The 16,657-nt window shown below is 71.2% G+C and carries 13 protein-coding genes; 10 read left to right on the top strand and 3 right to left on the bottom strand.

All coding sequences use genetic code 11. The annotated features are described in order from the left end of the window. Window positions 1-149 precede the first annotated feature (149 nt). The 8 genes from EDD34_RS19190 to EDD34_RS19225 all read left to right on the top strand — a co-directional run bounded on the left by EDD34_RS19190 (window position 150) and on the right by EDD34_RS19225 (window position 12,208). Window positions 150-2,234, top strand: coding sequence for a family 43 glycosylhydrolase (locus tag EDD34_RS19190; RefSeq protein WP_123815983.1), 2,085 nt, complete (start codon window positions 150-152; stop codon window positions 2,232-2,234). Between the two features lie 134 nt (window positions 2,235-2,368). Further along, entirely contained in the window at window positions 2,369-3,862 is a 1,494-nt protein-coding gene (locus EDD34_RS19195; RefSeq protein WP_123815984.1) for a non-reducing end alpha-L-arabinofuranosidase family hydrolase, read from the top strand. Between the two features lie 86 nt (window positions 3,863-3,948). Next, window positions 3,949-5,676, top strand: coding sequence for a glycoside hydrolase family 27 protein (locus EDD34_RS19200; RefSeq protein ID WP_123815985.1), 1,728 nt, complete (start codon window positions 3,949-3,951; stop codon window positions 5,674-5,676). A gap of 115 nt (window positions 5,677-5,791) precedes the next feature. After that, complete coding sequence (gene mshD, locus EDD34_RS19205; RefSeq protein WP_123815986.1) at window positions 5,792-6,781, top strand: mycothiol synthase; 990 nt, start codon at window positions 5,792-5,794, stop codon at window positions 6,779-6,781. Window positions 6,782-6,793: 12 nt separating this feature from the next. Continuing rightward, window positions 6,794-9,238 carry an RNA degradosome polyphosphate kinase gene (locus tag EDD34_RS19210; RefSeq protein WP_246012577.1) on the top strand — a complete coding sequence of 815 codons (2,445 nt, stop codon included), beginning with the start codon at window positions 6,794-6,796 and terminating at the stop codon, window positions 9,236-9,238. Next, window positions 9,235-10,239, top strand: coding sequence for an NUDIX hydrolase (locus EDD34_RS19215; protein WP_123815987.1), 1,005 nt, complete (start codon window positions 9,235-9,237; stop codon window positions 10,237-10,239). Before EDD34_RS19210 ends, EDD34_RS19215 begins: the two co-directional genes overlap by 4 nt. Before the next feature lie 343 nt (window positions 10,240-10,582). Beyond that, on the top strand, window positions 10,583-11,203 hold the full coding sequence (locus EDD34_RS19220; RefSeq protein WP_123815988.1) for a DUF47 domain-containing protein: 621 nt from the start codon (window positions 10,583-10,585) through the stop codon (window positions 11,201-11,203). Continuing rightward, the gene (locus tag EDD34_RS19225) at window positions 11,204-12,208 is read left to right on the top strand and encodes an inorganic phosphate transporter (protein ID WP_123815989.1); all 1,005 of its coding nucleotides are present in this window, start codon (window positions 11,204-11,206) and stop codon (window positions 12,206-12,208) included. Between the two features lie 76 nt (window positions 12,209-12,284). Here the strand turns inward: EDD34_RS19225 and EDD34_RS19230 are convergent, their stop codons facing one another. Further along, window positions 12,285-12,917 (bottom strand): hypothetical protein, encoded by a 633-nt coding sequence (locus EDD34_RS19230; protein ID WP_246012578.1) that lies wholly within the window; start codon window positions 12,915-12,917, stop codon window positions 12,285-12,287. A gap of 164 nt (window positions 12,918-13,081) precedes the next feature. Between EDD34_RS19230 and EDD34_RS19235 the strand changes: the two genes are divergently transcribed. Further along, a complete protein-coding gene (locus tag EDD34_RS19235; RefSeq protein WP_123815990.1) occupies window positions 13,082-13,576 on the top strand; it encodes a MarR family winged helix-turn-helix transcriptional regulator in 495 nt (164 codons plus the stop codon). A gap of 56 nt (window positions 13,577-13,632) precedes the next feature. Here the strand turns inward: EDD34_RS19235 and msrB are convergent, their stop codons facing one another. Both msrB and EDD34_RS19245 read right to left on the bottom strand, forming a co-directional pair. Beyond that, window positions 13,633-14,040, bottom strand: a complete 408-nt coding sequence (gene msrB, locus EDD34_RS19240; RefSeq protein WP_123815991.1) for a peptide-methionine (R)-S-oxide reductase MsrB — start codon at window positions 14,038-14,040, stop codon at window positions 13,633-13,635. Between the two features lie 56 nt (window positions 14,041-14,096). Continuing rightward, the gene (locus tag EDD34_RS19245; RefSeq protein ID WP_123815992.1) at window positions 14,097-15,683 is read right to left on the bottom strand and encodes a DEAD/DEAH box helicase; all 1,587 of its coding nucleotides are present in this window, start codon (window positions 15,681-15,683) and stop codon (window positions 14,097-14,099) included. A 130-nt stretch (window positions 15,684-15,813) separates the two neighbouring features. Here EDD34_RS19245 and EDD34_RS19250 point away from each other — a divergent pair, with 130 nt between their 5' ends. Then, window positions 15,814-16,560 (top strand): M50 family metallopeptidase, encoded by a 747-nt coding sequence (locus EDD34_RS19250; protein ID WP_123815993.1) that lies wholly within the window; start codon window positions 15,814-15,816, stop codon window positions 16,558-16,560. Window positions 16,561-16,657 lie beyond the last annotated feature (97 nt).

Here is a 16,657-nt window from a genome sequence, read left to right on the forward strand (position 1 = left end):
AAGCGCCTGCCAGCATCGACATCGATGTTAGCGCTCACACGGTCTCCTCGATCAGACCGGACGCGGTCTCGCGCCTGGCACTGACCTCTTCCGGACCCGTGTCTCGCGCCCTGCGCAAGTGCCTGCCCATCGACAAGAGGGAGTCAACGATGCCTTCCCGAAGCGCAGCCCGGTTCGGCCGCCGCACCGTCGCGCTGGTCGCGGCCACCGCCACCGCGCTGGTCGGCGTGATCCTGCCGCTGACGACTGCCCCCGCACCCGCCGCCTCGGCCGCGGAGTCGGCCGCCACCGTGGATCCCACAGCGTGGTACGTCCTGCTCAACCGCAACAGCGGCAAGGCCCTGGACGTGTACAACCTCGACACCGACGACGGCGCGCGCATCACCCAGTGGTCCCGCAACGACGGCGACCAGCAGCAGTGGCAGTTCGTCGACTCCGGCGACGGCTACTACCGGCTCAAGTCAAAACTGTCCGGCAAGGTCCTGGACGTCTCCGAGCGGTCCACCGCCGACGGCGCCCCGATCATCCAGTGGACCGACAACGACTCCACCAACCAGCAGTTCCGGCTGGAGGATGTGGACGGCCACGTCCAGCTGATCGCCCGCCACAGCGGCAAGGCCGTCGAGGTCCAGGACGCCTCGACCGCCGACGGCGGCAACATCGTTCAGTACTCCGACTGGAACGGCGCCAACCAGCAGTGGCAGCTCGTCGAGGTCGGCAGCGACGGTGGCGGCGGCGAGACCTACACCAACCCCGTCGTCTGGCAGGACTTCGCCGACGGCGACATCATCCGGGTGGACGACGCCTACTACTATTCGGCCTCCACGATGCACTACTCCCCCGGCGCGCCGATCTTGCGCTCGTACGACCTCGTCGACTGGGAGTACGCCGGCCACTCCGTGCCGAGGCTGGACTTCGGCTCGAACGCGTACGACCTCACGGGCGGACGGGCCTACGTCAAGGGCATCTGGGCGTCCGCGTTCGGCTACCGGCCCAGCAACGAGACCTTCTACTGGATCGGCTGCGTCGAGTTCAACCGCACGTACGTCTACACGGCGACCGCGGTGGACGGCGAGTGGACCCAGCGCGCCGAGATCCCCGGGTGCTACTTCGACGCCGGCCTGCTCGTCGACGACGACGACACCATGTACGTCGCCTACGGCAACACCACGATCCACGTGGCCGAGCTGTCCGACGACGGGTTCAGCCAGGTGCGCAGCCAGGAGGTGTTCCGTACGCCGTCAAGTGTCGGCACGCTCGAGGGAGCCCGGTTCTACAAGAAGGACGGCTACTACTACATCTGGCTGACACGGCCGGCCAACGGGCAGTACGTGCTGCGGTCCACCTCCCCGTTCGGGCCGTACGAGATGCGGGAGGTGCTGCTCGACCTGCCCGGCCCGATCCCGGGCGGCGGCGTGCCGCACCAGGGCGGTCTCGTGGAGACCCAGAACGGCGACTGGCACTACATGGCGTTCGTCGACGCGTACCCCGGCGGCCGGATGCCCGCTCTCGCCCCGATCACCTGGACCGCCGACGGCTGGCCCACCGTGCAGACCGTGAACGGCCGCTGGGGCACGACCTATCCCGAGCCGGACATCCCGACGTCGCGCACCGTGGACTCGATGATCGGCCCCGACACGTTCGCCGGGCCCGAGCTCGGCCCGCGCTGGGAGTGGAACCACAACCCGGACCCGAACAGATTCTCGGTGGGCGACGGGCTGCGACTGCAGACGGCCACCGTCACGAACGACCTCTACGACGCCCGCAACACGCTCACCCACCGCATCCAGGGCCCGTCGTCCACCGCGACGATCGAGCTCGACCACAGCGCCATGCGCGACGGCGACCGGGCCGGGCTCGCGATGCTGCGGGACTCCTCGGCGTGGATCGGCCTCAGGCGCGACAACGGCGTCACCCGGGTCTCGATGACCAACGGCCTGTCGATGGACGGCAACTGGAACACCACCGGCACCGGCACCGAGGCCGCGAGCGCGGCCGTCACCGGCGACCGGATCTGGCTGCGGGCCACCGCCGACATCCGGCCCGGCGCCGGCCGCCAGGCCACGTTCTCCTACAGCACCGACGGCGTGACGTTCACCCCGCTCGGCCCCGGCTTCACGCTCGGCAACTCGTGGCAGTTCTTCATGGGCTACCGCTTCGGGATCTTCAACTACGCGACGAACTCCCTGGGCGGCGCGGTCACGGTGCGGAACTTCGACCTGACCACCCCGTGACACACCAGTCTCGGCGCCGCGGAACCGCCCTCCTCCGCGGCGCCGGCCGGCTCCGTGCGCACCGAAGCGTCCGGACACGGCGAATCACGGCCGGACCACCGGCCACTCACCCACACCCTCGAAAGGAACGAGAAGTGAACTCGACACTAGCCACCCGGCTGCGGCCGGGACTGCTGGCCACTCTGGTGGCCACACTGGCGACCTGCTTGGTAGCCGTCGCAGGACTCGTGGCGACAGCACCGCGGGCGGCCGCGGCAACCATCGATACGACGGCGTGGTACGTCCTGGTCAACCGCGACAGCGGCAAGGCGCTGGACGTGTACAACCTCGACACCAGCAACGGCGCCACGATCGTCCAGTGGTCGCGCAACGACGGCGACCAGCAGCAGTGGCAGTTCGTCGACTCCGGCGACGGCCACTACCGCCTCAAGTCCCGCCTGTCCGGCAAGGTTCTGGACATCGAAGGACGTTCCACCGCCGACGGCGCCGACGTCATGCAGTGGACCGACAACAACTCCGCCAACCAGCAGTTCAGCATCCAGGACATCGACGGCTACATCCAGCTCATCGCCCGCCACAGCGGCAAGGCCGTCGAGGTCCAGGGCGCCTCCGGCGCCGACGGCGCCAACGTCGTCCAGTACTCCGACTGGAACGGCGCCAACCAGCAGTGGCAGCTCATCAAGGTCGACGGCGGGACGACACCCACGGACCCGCCGGGCGGGACGTGCGACCTGCCGTCGTCGTACCGGTGGAGCTCGACCGGGCCGCTGGCGCAGCCGACCAACGGCTGGAGCAACCTCAAGGACTTCACGACGGCGCCGTACAACGGGCAGCACCTCGTGTACGCGACGATCTTCGACGGGCAGAACTACGGTTCGATGAACTTCGGTCTGTTCTCGGACTGGTCGCAGATGGGTTCGGTGTCGCAGAACCGGATGAACTCCGGAACGGTGGCGCCGTCGCTGTTCTACTTCGCGCCGCGCGACACGTGGGTGCTGGCGTACCAGTGGGGACAGTGGCCGTTCATCTACCGGACGTCGAACGACCCGACCAACCCGAACGGCTGGTCGAGCCCGCAGCCGCTGTTCGAGGGCAGCATCTCCGATTCGGACACCGGCCCGATCGACCAGGCCGTCATCGGTGACGACCAGAACATGTACTTGTTCTTCGCCGGGGACAACGGCCGGATCTACCGGTCCAGCATGCCGATCGGGAACTTCCCGGGCAGCTTCGGCACGCAGTACGAGATCATCATGCAGGACACCCAGGCCAACCTGTTCGAGGCCGTCCAGGTGTACAAGCTCGAGGGCCGGCAGAAGTACCTGATGATCGTCGAGGCGATGGGCGCGAACGGCCGGTTCTTCCGGTCCTTCACGGCTGACCGGCTGGACGGGCAGTGGACCCCGCAGGCCGCCTCCGAGTCCAACCCGTTCGCGGGCCGGGCGAACAGCGGCGCCACCTGGACGAACGACATCTCCCACGGTGAACTGCTGCGTACGAGCGCCGACCAGACGATGACGGTCGACGCCTGCAACCTGCAGTTGCTGTACCAGGGCCGTGACCCGAACTCCGGCGGCGACTACAACTCCCTCCCGTACCGCCCGGGCCTGCTCACCTTGCAGAACTGACGCACGGCGGCGGCCGGCGGGCCCGGCACAACCGGGCCCGCCGGCCGCGCGCCGTCCCGCCTCAGGCATCGACACCAGGAGTGTTCATGAAGAACCTGCAAGGTCGCCGTCAGCTCTCGCTGCTGGTCGCGACCGTACTGACCACATCTGCTCTCGCCGTCGGACCGACGGCTGCTGCCGTCCCGTCCGGCACCGCGCCGACCGACGTCCTGCCCGCGGCCTCCGTCGCGGCCGCGGCCCCCACTGCGGCCGCTGCCGACCCCACCGTCGAGGAGCCGGCACCGCTGCCGCCTCTCGGCTGGAACAGCTGGAACACGTTCTACTGCAACATCAACGAACAGATGGTGCGCGAGACGGCGGACGCCATGGTGAGCTCGGGCATGGCCGACGCCGGGTACGAGTACGTCGTCGTCGACGACTGCTGGATGCAGGACCACCGCGACAGCAACGGCAACCTGCAGGCCCGGACGGACCGGTTCCCCTCGGGGATGAAGGCGCTGGGCGACTACATCCACTCCCGTGGGCTCAAGTTCGGGATCTATCACGCGCCGCGGGAGAAGACCTGCAACCAGTACTTCGAGGGCCGCCCCGGGACGTCGTCGTACGGGTACGAGACCCAGGACGCGAACCTGTTCGCCTCGTGGGGCGTCGACTACGTCAAGCACGACTGGTGCGACCCGCGCGGCACCGCGGAGGAGCAGGCCGCGCTGTTCAAGAAGTTCGGCGACGCGCTGAAGGCCACCGGCCGCCCCATCGTCTACTCGATCAACCCGAACAGCGCGCACTGGAACAGCGCCCCGACCTACCCCGGCTGGGGCGAGTTCGCGGACATGTGGCGCACCTCCGAGGACCTGGACGACGCCTGGTCGACGGGCTGCTCGCCGTCGGCCGACTGCTTCGTCGGGATCACGGAGGCCCTCGACATCATCGAGCCGATGCGCGAGTGGACCCAGCCCGGGCGGTACAACGACCCCGACATGCTCATGGTCGGCGTGCGGAACTCGCTGACGCCCACGGAGAACCGGGCGCACATGAGCATGTGGGCGATGCTCAGTGCTCCGCTCATCGCCGGCAACGACCTGAGGAACATGAGCGCCGACGTGCGTGCGGTCCTCACCAACCGCGACGTCCTCGCGATCGACCAGGACCCGCTGGTACGCCAGGCGGACCGGGTGCGTGACGACGGTGACGCCGAGGTCTGGGCCAAGCCGCTCGCCGACGGCTCCGTGGCGGTCGCCCTGCTCAACCGCGGCTCCGGCAGCCGGCAGATCTCGACCACGCTCGGCGAGGTCGGGCTCGGCTCCGGCACGCACACGTACCGGGAGCTGTGGACCGGCGCCACGGGCACGACCACCGGACAGCTCAGTGCCCACGTCGCCGAGCACGGCGTCACGCTGTACAAGGTGAGCCCCGGCGACACGTCCGAGCCGCCGACCGACTCGGCGCTCGTCAGCTCCGCGTCGGGCCGCTGCCTCGACGTGCCCGACAGCGCGACGGCGAACGGCACCGGCCTGGTGATCTGGGACTGCCACTCGGCACCGAACCAGACGTGGACCGCCGCGACCGACGGCACGCTGCGGTCGCTGGGCAAGTGCCTCGACGCCCCGCTCGACGCCACGGCGGGCACCCCGGTACAGCTCTGGGACTGCAACGGCGGCGACAACCAGCAGTGGACGTTCCAGGGCGACGGCACGATCCGCGGCGTGCGGTCCGGCCTGTGCCTGGACGTCGACCGCAACCTCACCGAGAACGACACCGCGGTGCTGCTCTGGACGTGCACGGGAGCGGCGAACCAGCTCTGGTCGCGCGGATAGCCCGGTAGCGCTCCCTCACCCGGGAGAACCGCGACAGCCTGCCGAGGTCGTCGCTCCACGACGCGGAGTGACGACCTCGGCGGATTTGTCGGTGGGCATCAGGGATGATGGGGGCGTGTCTGTCACCATCGAGATCGGGCCGCTCAGTTCCGCGACGCGGCATGACGTACGGAACATCGCGGCGGCGGCCGCCGGAGCGGACGGCGTCGTGCCGCTCTCCGAGCAGCCCCTGCTGAACCTCTCGCGGGACGAGGCGTGGCTCACGCATGTCGTCGCCCGGGTCGGCGACGACGGGGACGACGCCGTGGCCGGCTACCTCCAGATCGACCGCTCCGGACCCGTCGCGTCCGCCGAGGTCGTGGTGCACCCGAAGCACCGCCGGCACGGAATCGCGCGCCGCCTGCTCCACGCCGCCCAGCTCGACGTCACGTTCCCCCTGCGCTCCGGCGAGCCCGGCGGCCAGCAGCTGCGCGTCTGGGCGCACGGCGACCTGCCGGTCGCGAAGGAGCTGGCGGGCGCGCTCGGCTACAGCCCTGTCCGCGAGCTGCGGTTCCTCGCCCGTCCGCTCGGCCGGCCCGGTTCCGCGCCCGCCCCGGACGACGTCGTCGTCCCTGACGGGTACACCCTCCGCACGTTCCGACCGGGCGCCGACGACGACGCCTGGCTGCGCCTCAACGCGCGGGCCTTCGCGAGCCACCCCGAACAGGGCCGCCTCACCCACGACGACCTCCGCGCGCGGCAGGCCGAGCCGTGGTTCGACCCGGAGGGCTTCTTCCTGCTCTACCCCGCGCCGGGCGGCGACGTGCCCGGCGGCGACCTGTCCGACGGCGCCAGTGACCCTGTCGCGTTCATCTGGACCAAGGTCGAGACCGGCCAGCCCGCCGGGTCCCGCGACGGCGAGATCTACGCCGTCGGCGTCGCGCCCGAGGCTCAGGGCGCGGGCCTCGGCAGGTTGATGACCGACGTCGGCCTGGCACACCTGGCCCGTACGGGCGTCGACCGGGCCGTGCTGTACGTCGAGGGCGACAACACCCCGGCCCTTGCCACCTACGGACGCGCAGGGTTCCGGCAAGACGCGCTTCATGTCCAGTACTTCCGGGCGTGACAACATGTCGTCATGAGTTCCACGCGTTCCCGTGACGAGCAAGGCAGGTTCGTGAAACGGGCCGGAGGGTCGACCGTCCCGGCCGCGCCCGCGAAGTCCTCGGTGACAGCCCACACCGCACGCCCCGACGGCGGCGTCCACCACGATGCCGCAGCCTCTGGGGCCCCGGCCGAGGCCACACCGGCCTCCACCTCCTCACGGCCGCTCACGCCGGAACTCGCCGCCCACATCGCCGAGCACATCGCGGAGGATCCCGGCGAGCAGGCCGCCGTGGCCCAGGCCGCGGCCGCCAACGACGTGGCAGCGCTCCCGGACGACCGCTTCCTCGAACGCGAGACGTCGTGGCTGGCGTTCAACGAGCGAGTGCTGGAGCTCGCCGAGGACCAACGCCTCCCCCTGCTGGAGCGCGTCCGCTTCCTGGCGATCTTCGCGTCCAACCTGGACGAGTTCTTCATGGTCCGGGTGGCCGGGCTGAAGCGCCGCATCGCCGCCGGCCTCGCCGTGACCAGCGCGTCCGGGCTCAGCCCGCGCGAGGTCCTCACCGCGACCTCGGAGCGCGCGCACGAACTCGCCGTGCGGCACGCGCGGGTGTTCTCCGAGAAGGTCCAGCCGGCACTCGCGGCCGAGGGGATCACGCTGTCGCACTGGGAGGACCTCGACGAGAAGGAGCAGGAGCGGCTGCACAAGTTCTTCCGCAAGCAGATCTTCCCGGTCCTGACGCCGCTCGCCGTCGACCCGGCGCACCCCTTCCCGTACATCAGCGGTCTGTCGCTGAACCTCGCCGTCGTGGTCACCAATCCGACGACCGGCAAGGAGCACTTCGCCCGGGTCAAGGTGCCGCCGTTGCTGCCGCGGTTCATCACCGTGGACAAGCAGGGCAAGCCGCGCCGGCCCGGCACGAAGAAGGCCGACCCACACCGCGGCCCGATCTCCTTCGTGCCGCTCGAGGAGATCATCGCCCAGCATCTCGACCAGCTCTTCCCGGGCATGGAGGTCCGCGAGAGCCACTCGTTCCGCGTCACGCGCAACGAGGACGTCGACGTCGAGGAGGACGACGCCGAGAACCTCCTGCAGGCGATGGAGAAGGAACTGCTGCGCCGGCGGTTCGGCCCGCCGGTGCGCCTCGAGATCGCCGAGGGCATCAGCGCCAAGATCCGCGAGCTCATCGTCCGGGAGCTGGGCGTGCGGGAGTCCGAGGTCTACGAGCTTCCGGCGCCCCTCGACCTGACCGGCCTCAACCTGGTGGCGGACCTCGATCTGCCCACGCTGCACTACCCGCCGTTCGTGGGCGGCACCCACCGGCACCTGGCCGAGGTGGAGAGCGCCAAGCCCACCGACGTCTTCGCGGCGATCCGCCGGCGGGACATCCTGCTGCACCACCCGTACGACTCCTTCTCCACCTCCGTCCAGACCTTCCTGGAGCAGGCCGCCGCGGACCCGCACGTGCTGGCGATCAAGCAGACGCTGTACCGCACGTCGGGCGACTCACCGATCGTGGACGCCCTGATCGACGCGGCCGAGGCCGGCAAGCAGGTACTCGCCCTCGTGGAGATCAAGGCCCGGTTCGACGAGGAGGCCAACATCTCCTGGGCCCGCAAGCTCGAGGAGTCGGGCGTGCACGTCGTGTACGGGATCGTGGGGCTCAAGACGCACTGCAAGCTGTCCCTCGTGGTGCGCCAGGAGCCGGACGGCTCGCTGTTGCGCTACTGCCATGTCGGCACGGGGAACTACCACCCGAAGACGGCCCGCCTGTACACGGACCACGGGCTGCTCACGTGCGCCCAGGACGTCGCCCAGGACCTGTCGCGCCTGTTCAACCAGCTCTCCGGGTACGCCCCGCTGTCGCGGTTCCACCGGCTGCTGGTCGCACCGCGTGCGGTGCGCGCCGGACTGGTGGAGCGGATCGAGCGGGAGACGGCCGCCGCGCGCGCGGGACACGAGGCGTGGGTGAAGATCAAGGTCAACTCGTGCGTCGACGAGACCGTCATCGACGCCCTGTACCGCGCCTCGCAGGCCGGGGTGAAGGTGGATCTGCTGGTGCGCGGCATCTGCGCGCTCCGGCCCGGCGTCCCCGGGCTGAGCGAGAACATCCGCGTGCGCTCCATCCTGGGCCGGTTCCTGGAGCACTCCCGCATCTTCGCGTTCGCGAACTCCGCCGGGCCGCCGATCGGGGAGGGGCCCGCCGCCGGCCCCGAGGTGTTCATCGGGTCCGCGGACCTCATGCACCGCAATCTGGACCGCCGCGTGGAGACCATGATCCGCGTCACGGACCCGCTGCACGTCATCGAGCTCACCGAACTGCTGGACACGTCGATGTCGGACTCGACGTCGTCCTGGCACCTGCAGTCCGACGCCACCTGGGAACGCCACTCGACCGGCCCTGACGGCCAGCCGCTGAACGACATGCAGGCGGTGCTGATCCAGCGCCAGCGACGCCGCCTCGAGCCCGTCCGGTGACCGCTCCACTCCGGCCGGGCGACGCACACGCTCCCGTGATCGACAGCGCGGGCGGGCTGGTGTGGCGGCTGCGTGGCGGCGCCCTCCAGGTGCAGCTCGTGCACCGGCCCAAGTACGACGACTGGTCCTGGCCCAAGGGCCGGCTGGACGACGGCGAGTCCTCCCAGGCCGCGGCGATCCGCGAGGTGGCCGAGGAGACCGGCAAGCCGATCGTGCTCGGACGTCCCCTCCCCGGGCTGCAGTACCTCACGCCGGAGGGCCGGGTGAAGCGCGTGCGCTACTGGGCGGCCCGCCGGGCGCGCAAGGGGAAGGACTCCTACACCCTGGCGGCGCGGGCACCGGTGGCGCCCGTGAACCGCCGCGAGATCGACCGCACCGAGTGGCTCGCACCCGACGACGCCGCGGACCGGCTGACCCGGAGCGCCGACCAACGCCCCCTGGAGGCCCTGGTCGCGGCCCACGAGGAGGGACTGCTCGACACCCGCGTCGTGGTCGTCGCCCGGCACGGTCTGGCCTACCCGCGCGCGGTGTGGCACGGCTCGGAGCGGAACCGGCCGCTGACGCCCATCGGACACGCACATGCCGCCGCGCTCGTGCCCGTCCTCGCCGCCTATGGCGTCGAGCAGGCGGTCAGCTCGCGCTGGGAACGGTGCGCGACGACGATCGACCCGTACGTGCGTGCGGCGGGGCTGCGCCCGTCGTTCAGCGAGAACCTCACCGAGGCACAGCACGAGCGGTCGCCCTCGCGGGTGGCGGCCACGATGCACGACCTGCTCGCCGACACCAGCGATTCCTCCGTGCTGTGCACGCACCGCCCGGTCATGCCGACCGTGCTGGACGCCCTGGCCCAGCGCGCGTCACAGGAGGTCGCGGACGTACTCCCGGCACGCGACCCGTTCCTGGAGCCGGGTGAGCTCCTGGTCGCGCACGTCGCCTCGACGGGCAAGGGCAGCGAGCCGCGGGTCGTCGCGGTGGAGCACGTCACGCCGCCGCTGCACTGAGGCCGGGCGCGCGGGCACCGGCACCGGGCATCGATGGGGCGAGATACGTCACGTCCGGGGCCCCTTGGAATTCGGCGCCAGGCCGTTAGGATGGGCTGCGGCGACGCCGGGCCGCGGTAGCCCCGGGCTCCATCTTCAGCCGCTACGAGCGGCCACGCGCCGAGAGGCGCTCCCGGTCCGGTGTCGCCGATCTCTTCTCCCGCGCATCTCTCCTGCTCCGTGCATTGCCTGGCGCCGCGCGCCACGTGTCACGAACACGTCAAGAAGCGCTATCGGGTTAGCGATCGCCGCCCCAGCGGATCTACGCTGCTCCCGTACCACTGCCTCTTGTCGGGAGCCCCCTGTGCGTCTGCGCCTCACTCCGCGGGACACCACGTTCTTCGATCTGCTGGGTGCGCTGGCACGGCGCCTCGTCACCGGAGCGTCGCTCCTGGCGGAGCTGCTGGGAGCGGACCGGGAAGCCCGTGAGGAGCTGGCCGGCCGGCTCCGCGAGGAGGAGCACCTCGCCGACGAGCTCGCGCACGAGATCATGCGCCGCCTGAACCAGACGTTCGTCACGCCCTTCGACCGGGACGACATCTACGCCCTGACCTCGGCCCTCGACGACTGCATGGACTCCATGGAGGAGGCCGCCGACCTCATCGTCCTCTACAAGGTGGACGAGCTTCCGCGCCGGGTCTCCGACCAGGTCCAGGTGCTGCAACGGTGCGCCGAGCTGACGGCGGACGCGATGCCGCGCCTGCGCACCATGGGCAAGCTCGCGGACTACTGGGTCGAGGTGAACCGCTTGGAGAACGAGGCCGACAAGCTGCACCGCAAGCTCATCGCGCTCCTGTTCGACGACGTCACCGACCCGATCCTGCTCATCAAGCTCAAGGAGATCGTGGACGTCCTCGAGGACGCCGCCGACCACTTCGAGAAGGTGGCGAACCTGGTCGAGACGATCGCGCTCAAGGAGTCCTGAGTGGAGGCCGCACTCGTCGTCGTGGTGGTGGCGCTCGCCCTCGGCTTCGACTACACCAACGGTTTCCACGACGCCGCCAACGCGATCGCCACGTCGGTCTCGACCCGCGCACTGACGCCGGGGATCGCGCTCATCCTGGCCGCCGTCATGAACTTCGCGGGGGCTCTGCTCGGCACGGAGGTCGCCGAGACCATCGCGACGGCGATCGTGAACCTGGACGGCGCGTCGACGCGTTCCGAGCTCACCGTGGTGCTGGCCGCCCTCGTGGGGGCCATCGCGTGGAATCTCATCACCTGGTGGTTCGGTCTGCCGTCGTCGTCCACGCATGCGCTCATCGGCGGGCTCGTGGGCGCCGGCCTGGCCGGCGGGATGGCGGTGTACTGGTCCGCCATCGTGGACAAGGTGGTGCTGCCGATGGTGCTGTCGCCGCTGGTGGGCTTCGGAGCCGCGTTCGCGGTGATGATCGGCGTGCTGTGGATCTTCCGCAACGCCTCTCCCGGGCGGACGGGACGACGGTTCCGGCTGGCACAGACGGTGTCGGCTGCCGCGATGGCACTGGGGCACGGCCTGCAGGACGCGCAGAAGACGATGGGCGTGATCTTCCTGGCCCTGCTCGCGGCGGGCTGGGCGGACCCGGACGCCGGTATCCCCCTCTGGGTCAAGCTGTCGGCCGCGGCCGCGATCTCCGCCGGGACGTACGCCGGAGGCTGGCGCATCATGCGCACGCTCGGGCGCAGGATCATCGACCTCGATCCGGCCCGCGGCTTCGTCGCCGAGTCGGTCTCCGCGATCGTCCTGTACGCGAACGCGTTCCTGCTGCACGCCCCGGTGTCCACGACGCACACGATCACCAGCGCGATCATGGGTGTCGGTGCCACGCACCGGCTGTCCGCGGTGCGCTGGGGCGTCGCGGGGAACATCGCGGTCGCGTGGGTTCTGACGATCCCGGCAGCGGCACTGATCGCGGCGCTCTTCACCTGGGTGCTGAACCCGATCCTCGGCTGAGCCGCCAGGGCGTTCGTGGACGACGCCGGCCGGTCGCCCGGGCGGCCGGCGCCGGCCCGCCGTCGCTCCCCTGGCCCTACTCCAGCAGGCCCTGGCGCCAGAGGTCTGCCGCGTGCTCGAGCTCCTCGGCGGTGCGCAGCAGGGAGCTCGCTCCGTGCGTCATGGAGGAGGCCGCGCGGGGGTCGGCGTGCTCCCGGGCGTCGGCGTCGAACGCCGCGCCGGTGGACAGGATGCGGCAGAAGGCTCCCGCCCGTTCGAGGGCGACGGCGAGGTCACCGGTGAAGACCCCGGACAGCACGGCGTCGGCCAACTGCCGCAGGTTGTCCGGTTCGGGCGGGCTCGGCACGCCGGCCACGGCCTCGCTCACCGGGGCGGCGTCGACACCGAGCCGGTAGCGCAGCACGATCGTCTGCAGGTCCCGGCGCACCCACTCGCGCAGCACGTAGATCCGCCAGAGCGCGCCCGGAAGGGACGACGGGGCCGCATCGGCCCAGAGCTCCGCGACCGTGTCGAGCCCTTCATGCTCCACCAGGCGTACGAGGCGGTCCACCACCGCGGGATCCTCGGTGGTCCGGGCGCGATCGACGAGGATGCGCGCGGTGACATGGGCGACCTCGTCGCGCATCGCCGGGTCCAGCTCGCCGGTGAGGGCCTCGGCGTCGCGAGGATCCAGCATGGCGGGGCGGCGCGGAACGCGATGGTCGTCCATGCCGTCAAGTGTCTCTTTTGACCGGGCCGACGGCGAGACCCCTGGCGTTCGCGTGGAGCGCAACCGGCGGACGTCACATGACCGCCGACCGCGCCGGGTGAGTCCGTCGTGCCGATATCCGGTCGCCACTGTGCCCGGCGAGCCGGAGACGGAATGATGGGCACATGTCCGAGACATCGACCACCACCGGCGACGACGCCGCACCGGACGACCGCGCCCCGTTCAACGCGCTGGAACACGAGCTCCGGCTGATCATCCGCCGCGCGCAGTCGGCCGGCGCGAGGATCGCCCGGCGGGTACATCCGGAGCTGGAGGCCAGCGCCTATCCGCTCCTGGCGCACATCGCACAGAACCCGGGAACGCGTGGTTCCGACCTGGCCGCGCACTTCGGCGTCGGGCGGGCGACGGTGTCGCGCCAGCTCAGCCGCCTCGCCGACCTGGGGCTCGTGGAGCGCGACACCGACCCGGAGGACAGCCGCGGGCAACGGATCACCCTCACCGCGGACGGCGCCGCACGCTTCGAGCAGGCGCGCGCCAACCGGATCGAGATGTTCGCGGGCGCGCTCTCCCACTGGGACCGCCAGGATGTCCGGCTCCTGGCGGATCTCCTGCACCGCTATTCGGAGGACCTCGTCTCCTGGCAGGCGCAGCACCGCTGAACCGGACCTCGGGGCCTCGGGCGGGACGGACGATCCGCCCGCCGGCGGCCGCGATCTCAGTCGCCCGCGCCCTCCTCGAAGGTCAGGCTGACCGAGTTCATGCAGAAGCGGTCGCCCGTCGGGGTCTGCGGGGCGTCGTCGAACACGTGGCCCAGGTGCGAGCCGCACCGTGCGCACCGCACCTCGGTGCGGACCATCCCGAGCGACCGGTCCTCCAGCAGCTCGACCCGGTCTCCGGCGAGCGGGCTGTAGAACGACGGCCAGCCGCAGTGCGAGTCGAACTTCGTCCCGGACCGGAACAGCTCGTTCCCGCACGCCCGGCAGCGGTACACGCCCACGCGCTTCTCGTCGAGCAGCTCGCCCGTCCAGGCCCGCTCGGTCCCGGCCCGCCGGAGCACCGCGTACTCCTCGGGCGACAGCTCCTCGCGCCACTGCTCCTCGGACTTGGACACCTCGTACGTCATCGCTCGTCTCCGCTCGGTTCCATGCGGGTCCGCCCGGTGCGGCCTCTCAGGCCAACCTAATCGGCGACGTGCGTGTTCCGCCCGTGGCCCCCACGGCCTCCCCGCCGCCGACGACGCCGGCCACTGCCCGGCGCCCCCTCCGAGCCCTGGCCGTGCGCGCCGCCGCCCGGACCGCTGCTCGACGGCGCACCTGTCGCGGACGAGCTGTGGACCCGCCGGCCGTTCCCGGCCGCGCCGTCCGCCGCACCGCTCGCCGAGGTGCCGTGAGCCTGCCGCTCGCTCCCGGACCGGCCGCCCCCGCCACGCGCCCGGCGACGTCCCCCGGACCGCCCTCCGCCGTGGCCGCCTCGGGAGCCGCCGCCCTGGGCTCCGCCGTTCCCGCCCGGACGCGATCCCGCCGTCGAGCCCTGAATGGTCTCCGGCCGCTCGACCAGCGGCGCCAGCTCGCCGACCAGCGCCGTCACCGTCGCGTCGCCCGGAGCCACGTCCCGCGGCTGCGCCGTGATCTTCGCCTTCCGCGTGAGCAGACGCATGTCGCCGCGCTGCTCCGGCAGCATCACCGTCACGACGTCTCCGACCGACCCCGCGCGCGCCGTCCGGCCCGAGCGGTGCAGGTACGCCTTGTGCTCGGCCGGCGGGTCGACGTGCACCACGAGCTCGATGTCGTCCACGTGGATACCGCGGGCCGCGATGTCGGTCGCGACCAGCACCTTCACGTCGCCCGACGTGAACGCCGCCAGGTTGCGCTCCCGCGCCCCCTGCCCGAGGTTCCCGTGCAGGTCCACGGCGGGCACGCCCGCCGTCGTGAGCTGTCGCGCGAGCTTCTTCGCCTGGTGCTTGGTGCGGGTGAACAGGACCCGGCGGCCGGTGCCGCGCGCGAGCTGGTTCACCACGAGCTTCTTCGCGTCGCGGTCCGCGACGGCGAGGATGTGGTGCGTCATCTGCGGCGGCGGCGCGGCGGCATCGTCCACCGAGTGCGTGACCGGCTGCTTCAGGTAGCGCTTGACCAGGACATCGACGCCGTTGTCCAGCGTCGCCGAGAACAGCAGCCGCTGGCCGCCCTGCGGGGTCCTGTCGAGGATGCGCTTCACTCCGGGCAGGAAGCCGAGATCGGCCATGTGGTCGGCCTCGTCCAGCACGGTGACCTCGATGCCGTCGAGCGTCAGGACGCCCTGCCCCAGCAGGTCCTCGAGCCGTCCAGGGCACGCGACGACGACGTCGACCCCGGCGGCCAGCGCCTGAACCTGCTTGTTCTGCGAGACGCCACCGAAGATCGTCGTCGTCCGCAGCCCCATGGTCTGCGCCACGGGTGCGAGAGTCGCGTCGATCTGGTTCGCGAGCTCGCGCGTCGGGCAGAGGATCAGTCCGCGCGGCCGTCTCGTCGCGGTCCTCGTGTTCGACGCCGGGCGCCGGTGGCCCGCATCGCCGGCGCCGCCGTCACGACGGGCGGCCAGCCGCGTCACGACCGGCAGCGCGAACGCGAGCGTCTTGCCGGAACCGGTACGCCCGCGGCCGAGGACGTCGCGTCCGGCCAGGGCGTCCGGCACCGAGGCCGCCTGGATGGGGAAAGGGTCGGTGATGCCACGGTCGGCGAGCGAACGCACCACGGGGTCGGGCAGGCCGAGTTCGGCAAAAGTAGTCAAGGGGGCGTGGCCTCTCAGGGCTCGTTGCTGGGCTTCCGCCGCGCAGCAGCCCCGGAGGGAACTTCACGACGCCGGGCGCGCGGGTTCGCGCTGCCCTCGATGGGAAAGTGTCTCACGTTCTTATGGTTCTATGGCCCGCATGACGGACTTTCTCGCGCAGGCGGGCGACGTGCTCGGCACGATCTGGACCGCCGCGATCACGCCGGTGGACGCGCCGTCGTCCGTCCTGGTCCTGACGATGTGCGGCGTCGCGCTGGCCGTTGTGCTGTTCCGCCCGACGTGGCGCCTGACCCGGCATGTCATCACCATCGCCCACGAGGCGGCGCACGGGTTCGCCGCGCTCCTGACAGGGCGAAAGCTCGAGGGCATCCGGCTGCACTCGGACACCTCCGGCGTGACGGTGTCGCGCGGAAGGCCGCGCGGGTTCGGCATGGTCCTCACGGCGTTCGCCGGGTACGTGGGGCCCGGGGTGATCGGGCTCGGAGCCGCCTGGCTGCTGCGGGAGGGCTACGCCGTCGGGCTGCTGTGGCTGCTCGTCCTGCTCCTGGCGCTGCTCCTGGTACAGATCAGGAACTTGTTCGGGCTCTGGTCCGTGCTGGTCAGCGGCGCGCTGCTCGTCTTCGTCTCCTGGTGGCTGCCGCCGGAGGCGCAGATGGGGACCGCCTACGCGGTGACCTGGTTCCTGCTGTTCGGAGCGGTGCGGCCGGTGCTGGAGCTGCAGGTGCAGCGTGCCCGCGGACGGGCGCCGTCGTCGGACGCCGACCAGCTCGCCGGGCTCACGGGGGTACCGGGCCTGGTGTGGGTGGGAACCTTCCTGCTGGTGACGGGAGGATCCGTGGTGCTGGGCGGCGGATGGATCCTCGCCGCGGCGGCGTGACGCACCCGGACAGCGGACCGCGGCCGCACCCGAGGTGAGGCCGCGGTCCGTCACATTCTCCCGATAGGAGGCCGCGCGGCGGGTGACAGAACTCACC

This window comes from Myceligenerans xiligouense, from assembly GCF_003814695.1.
Classification (GTDB): Bacteria; Actinomycetota; Actinomycetes; order Actinomycetales; family Cellulomonadaceae; genus Myceligenerans; species Myceligenerans xiligouense.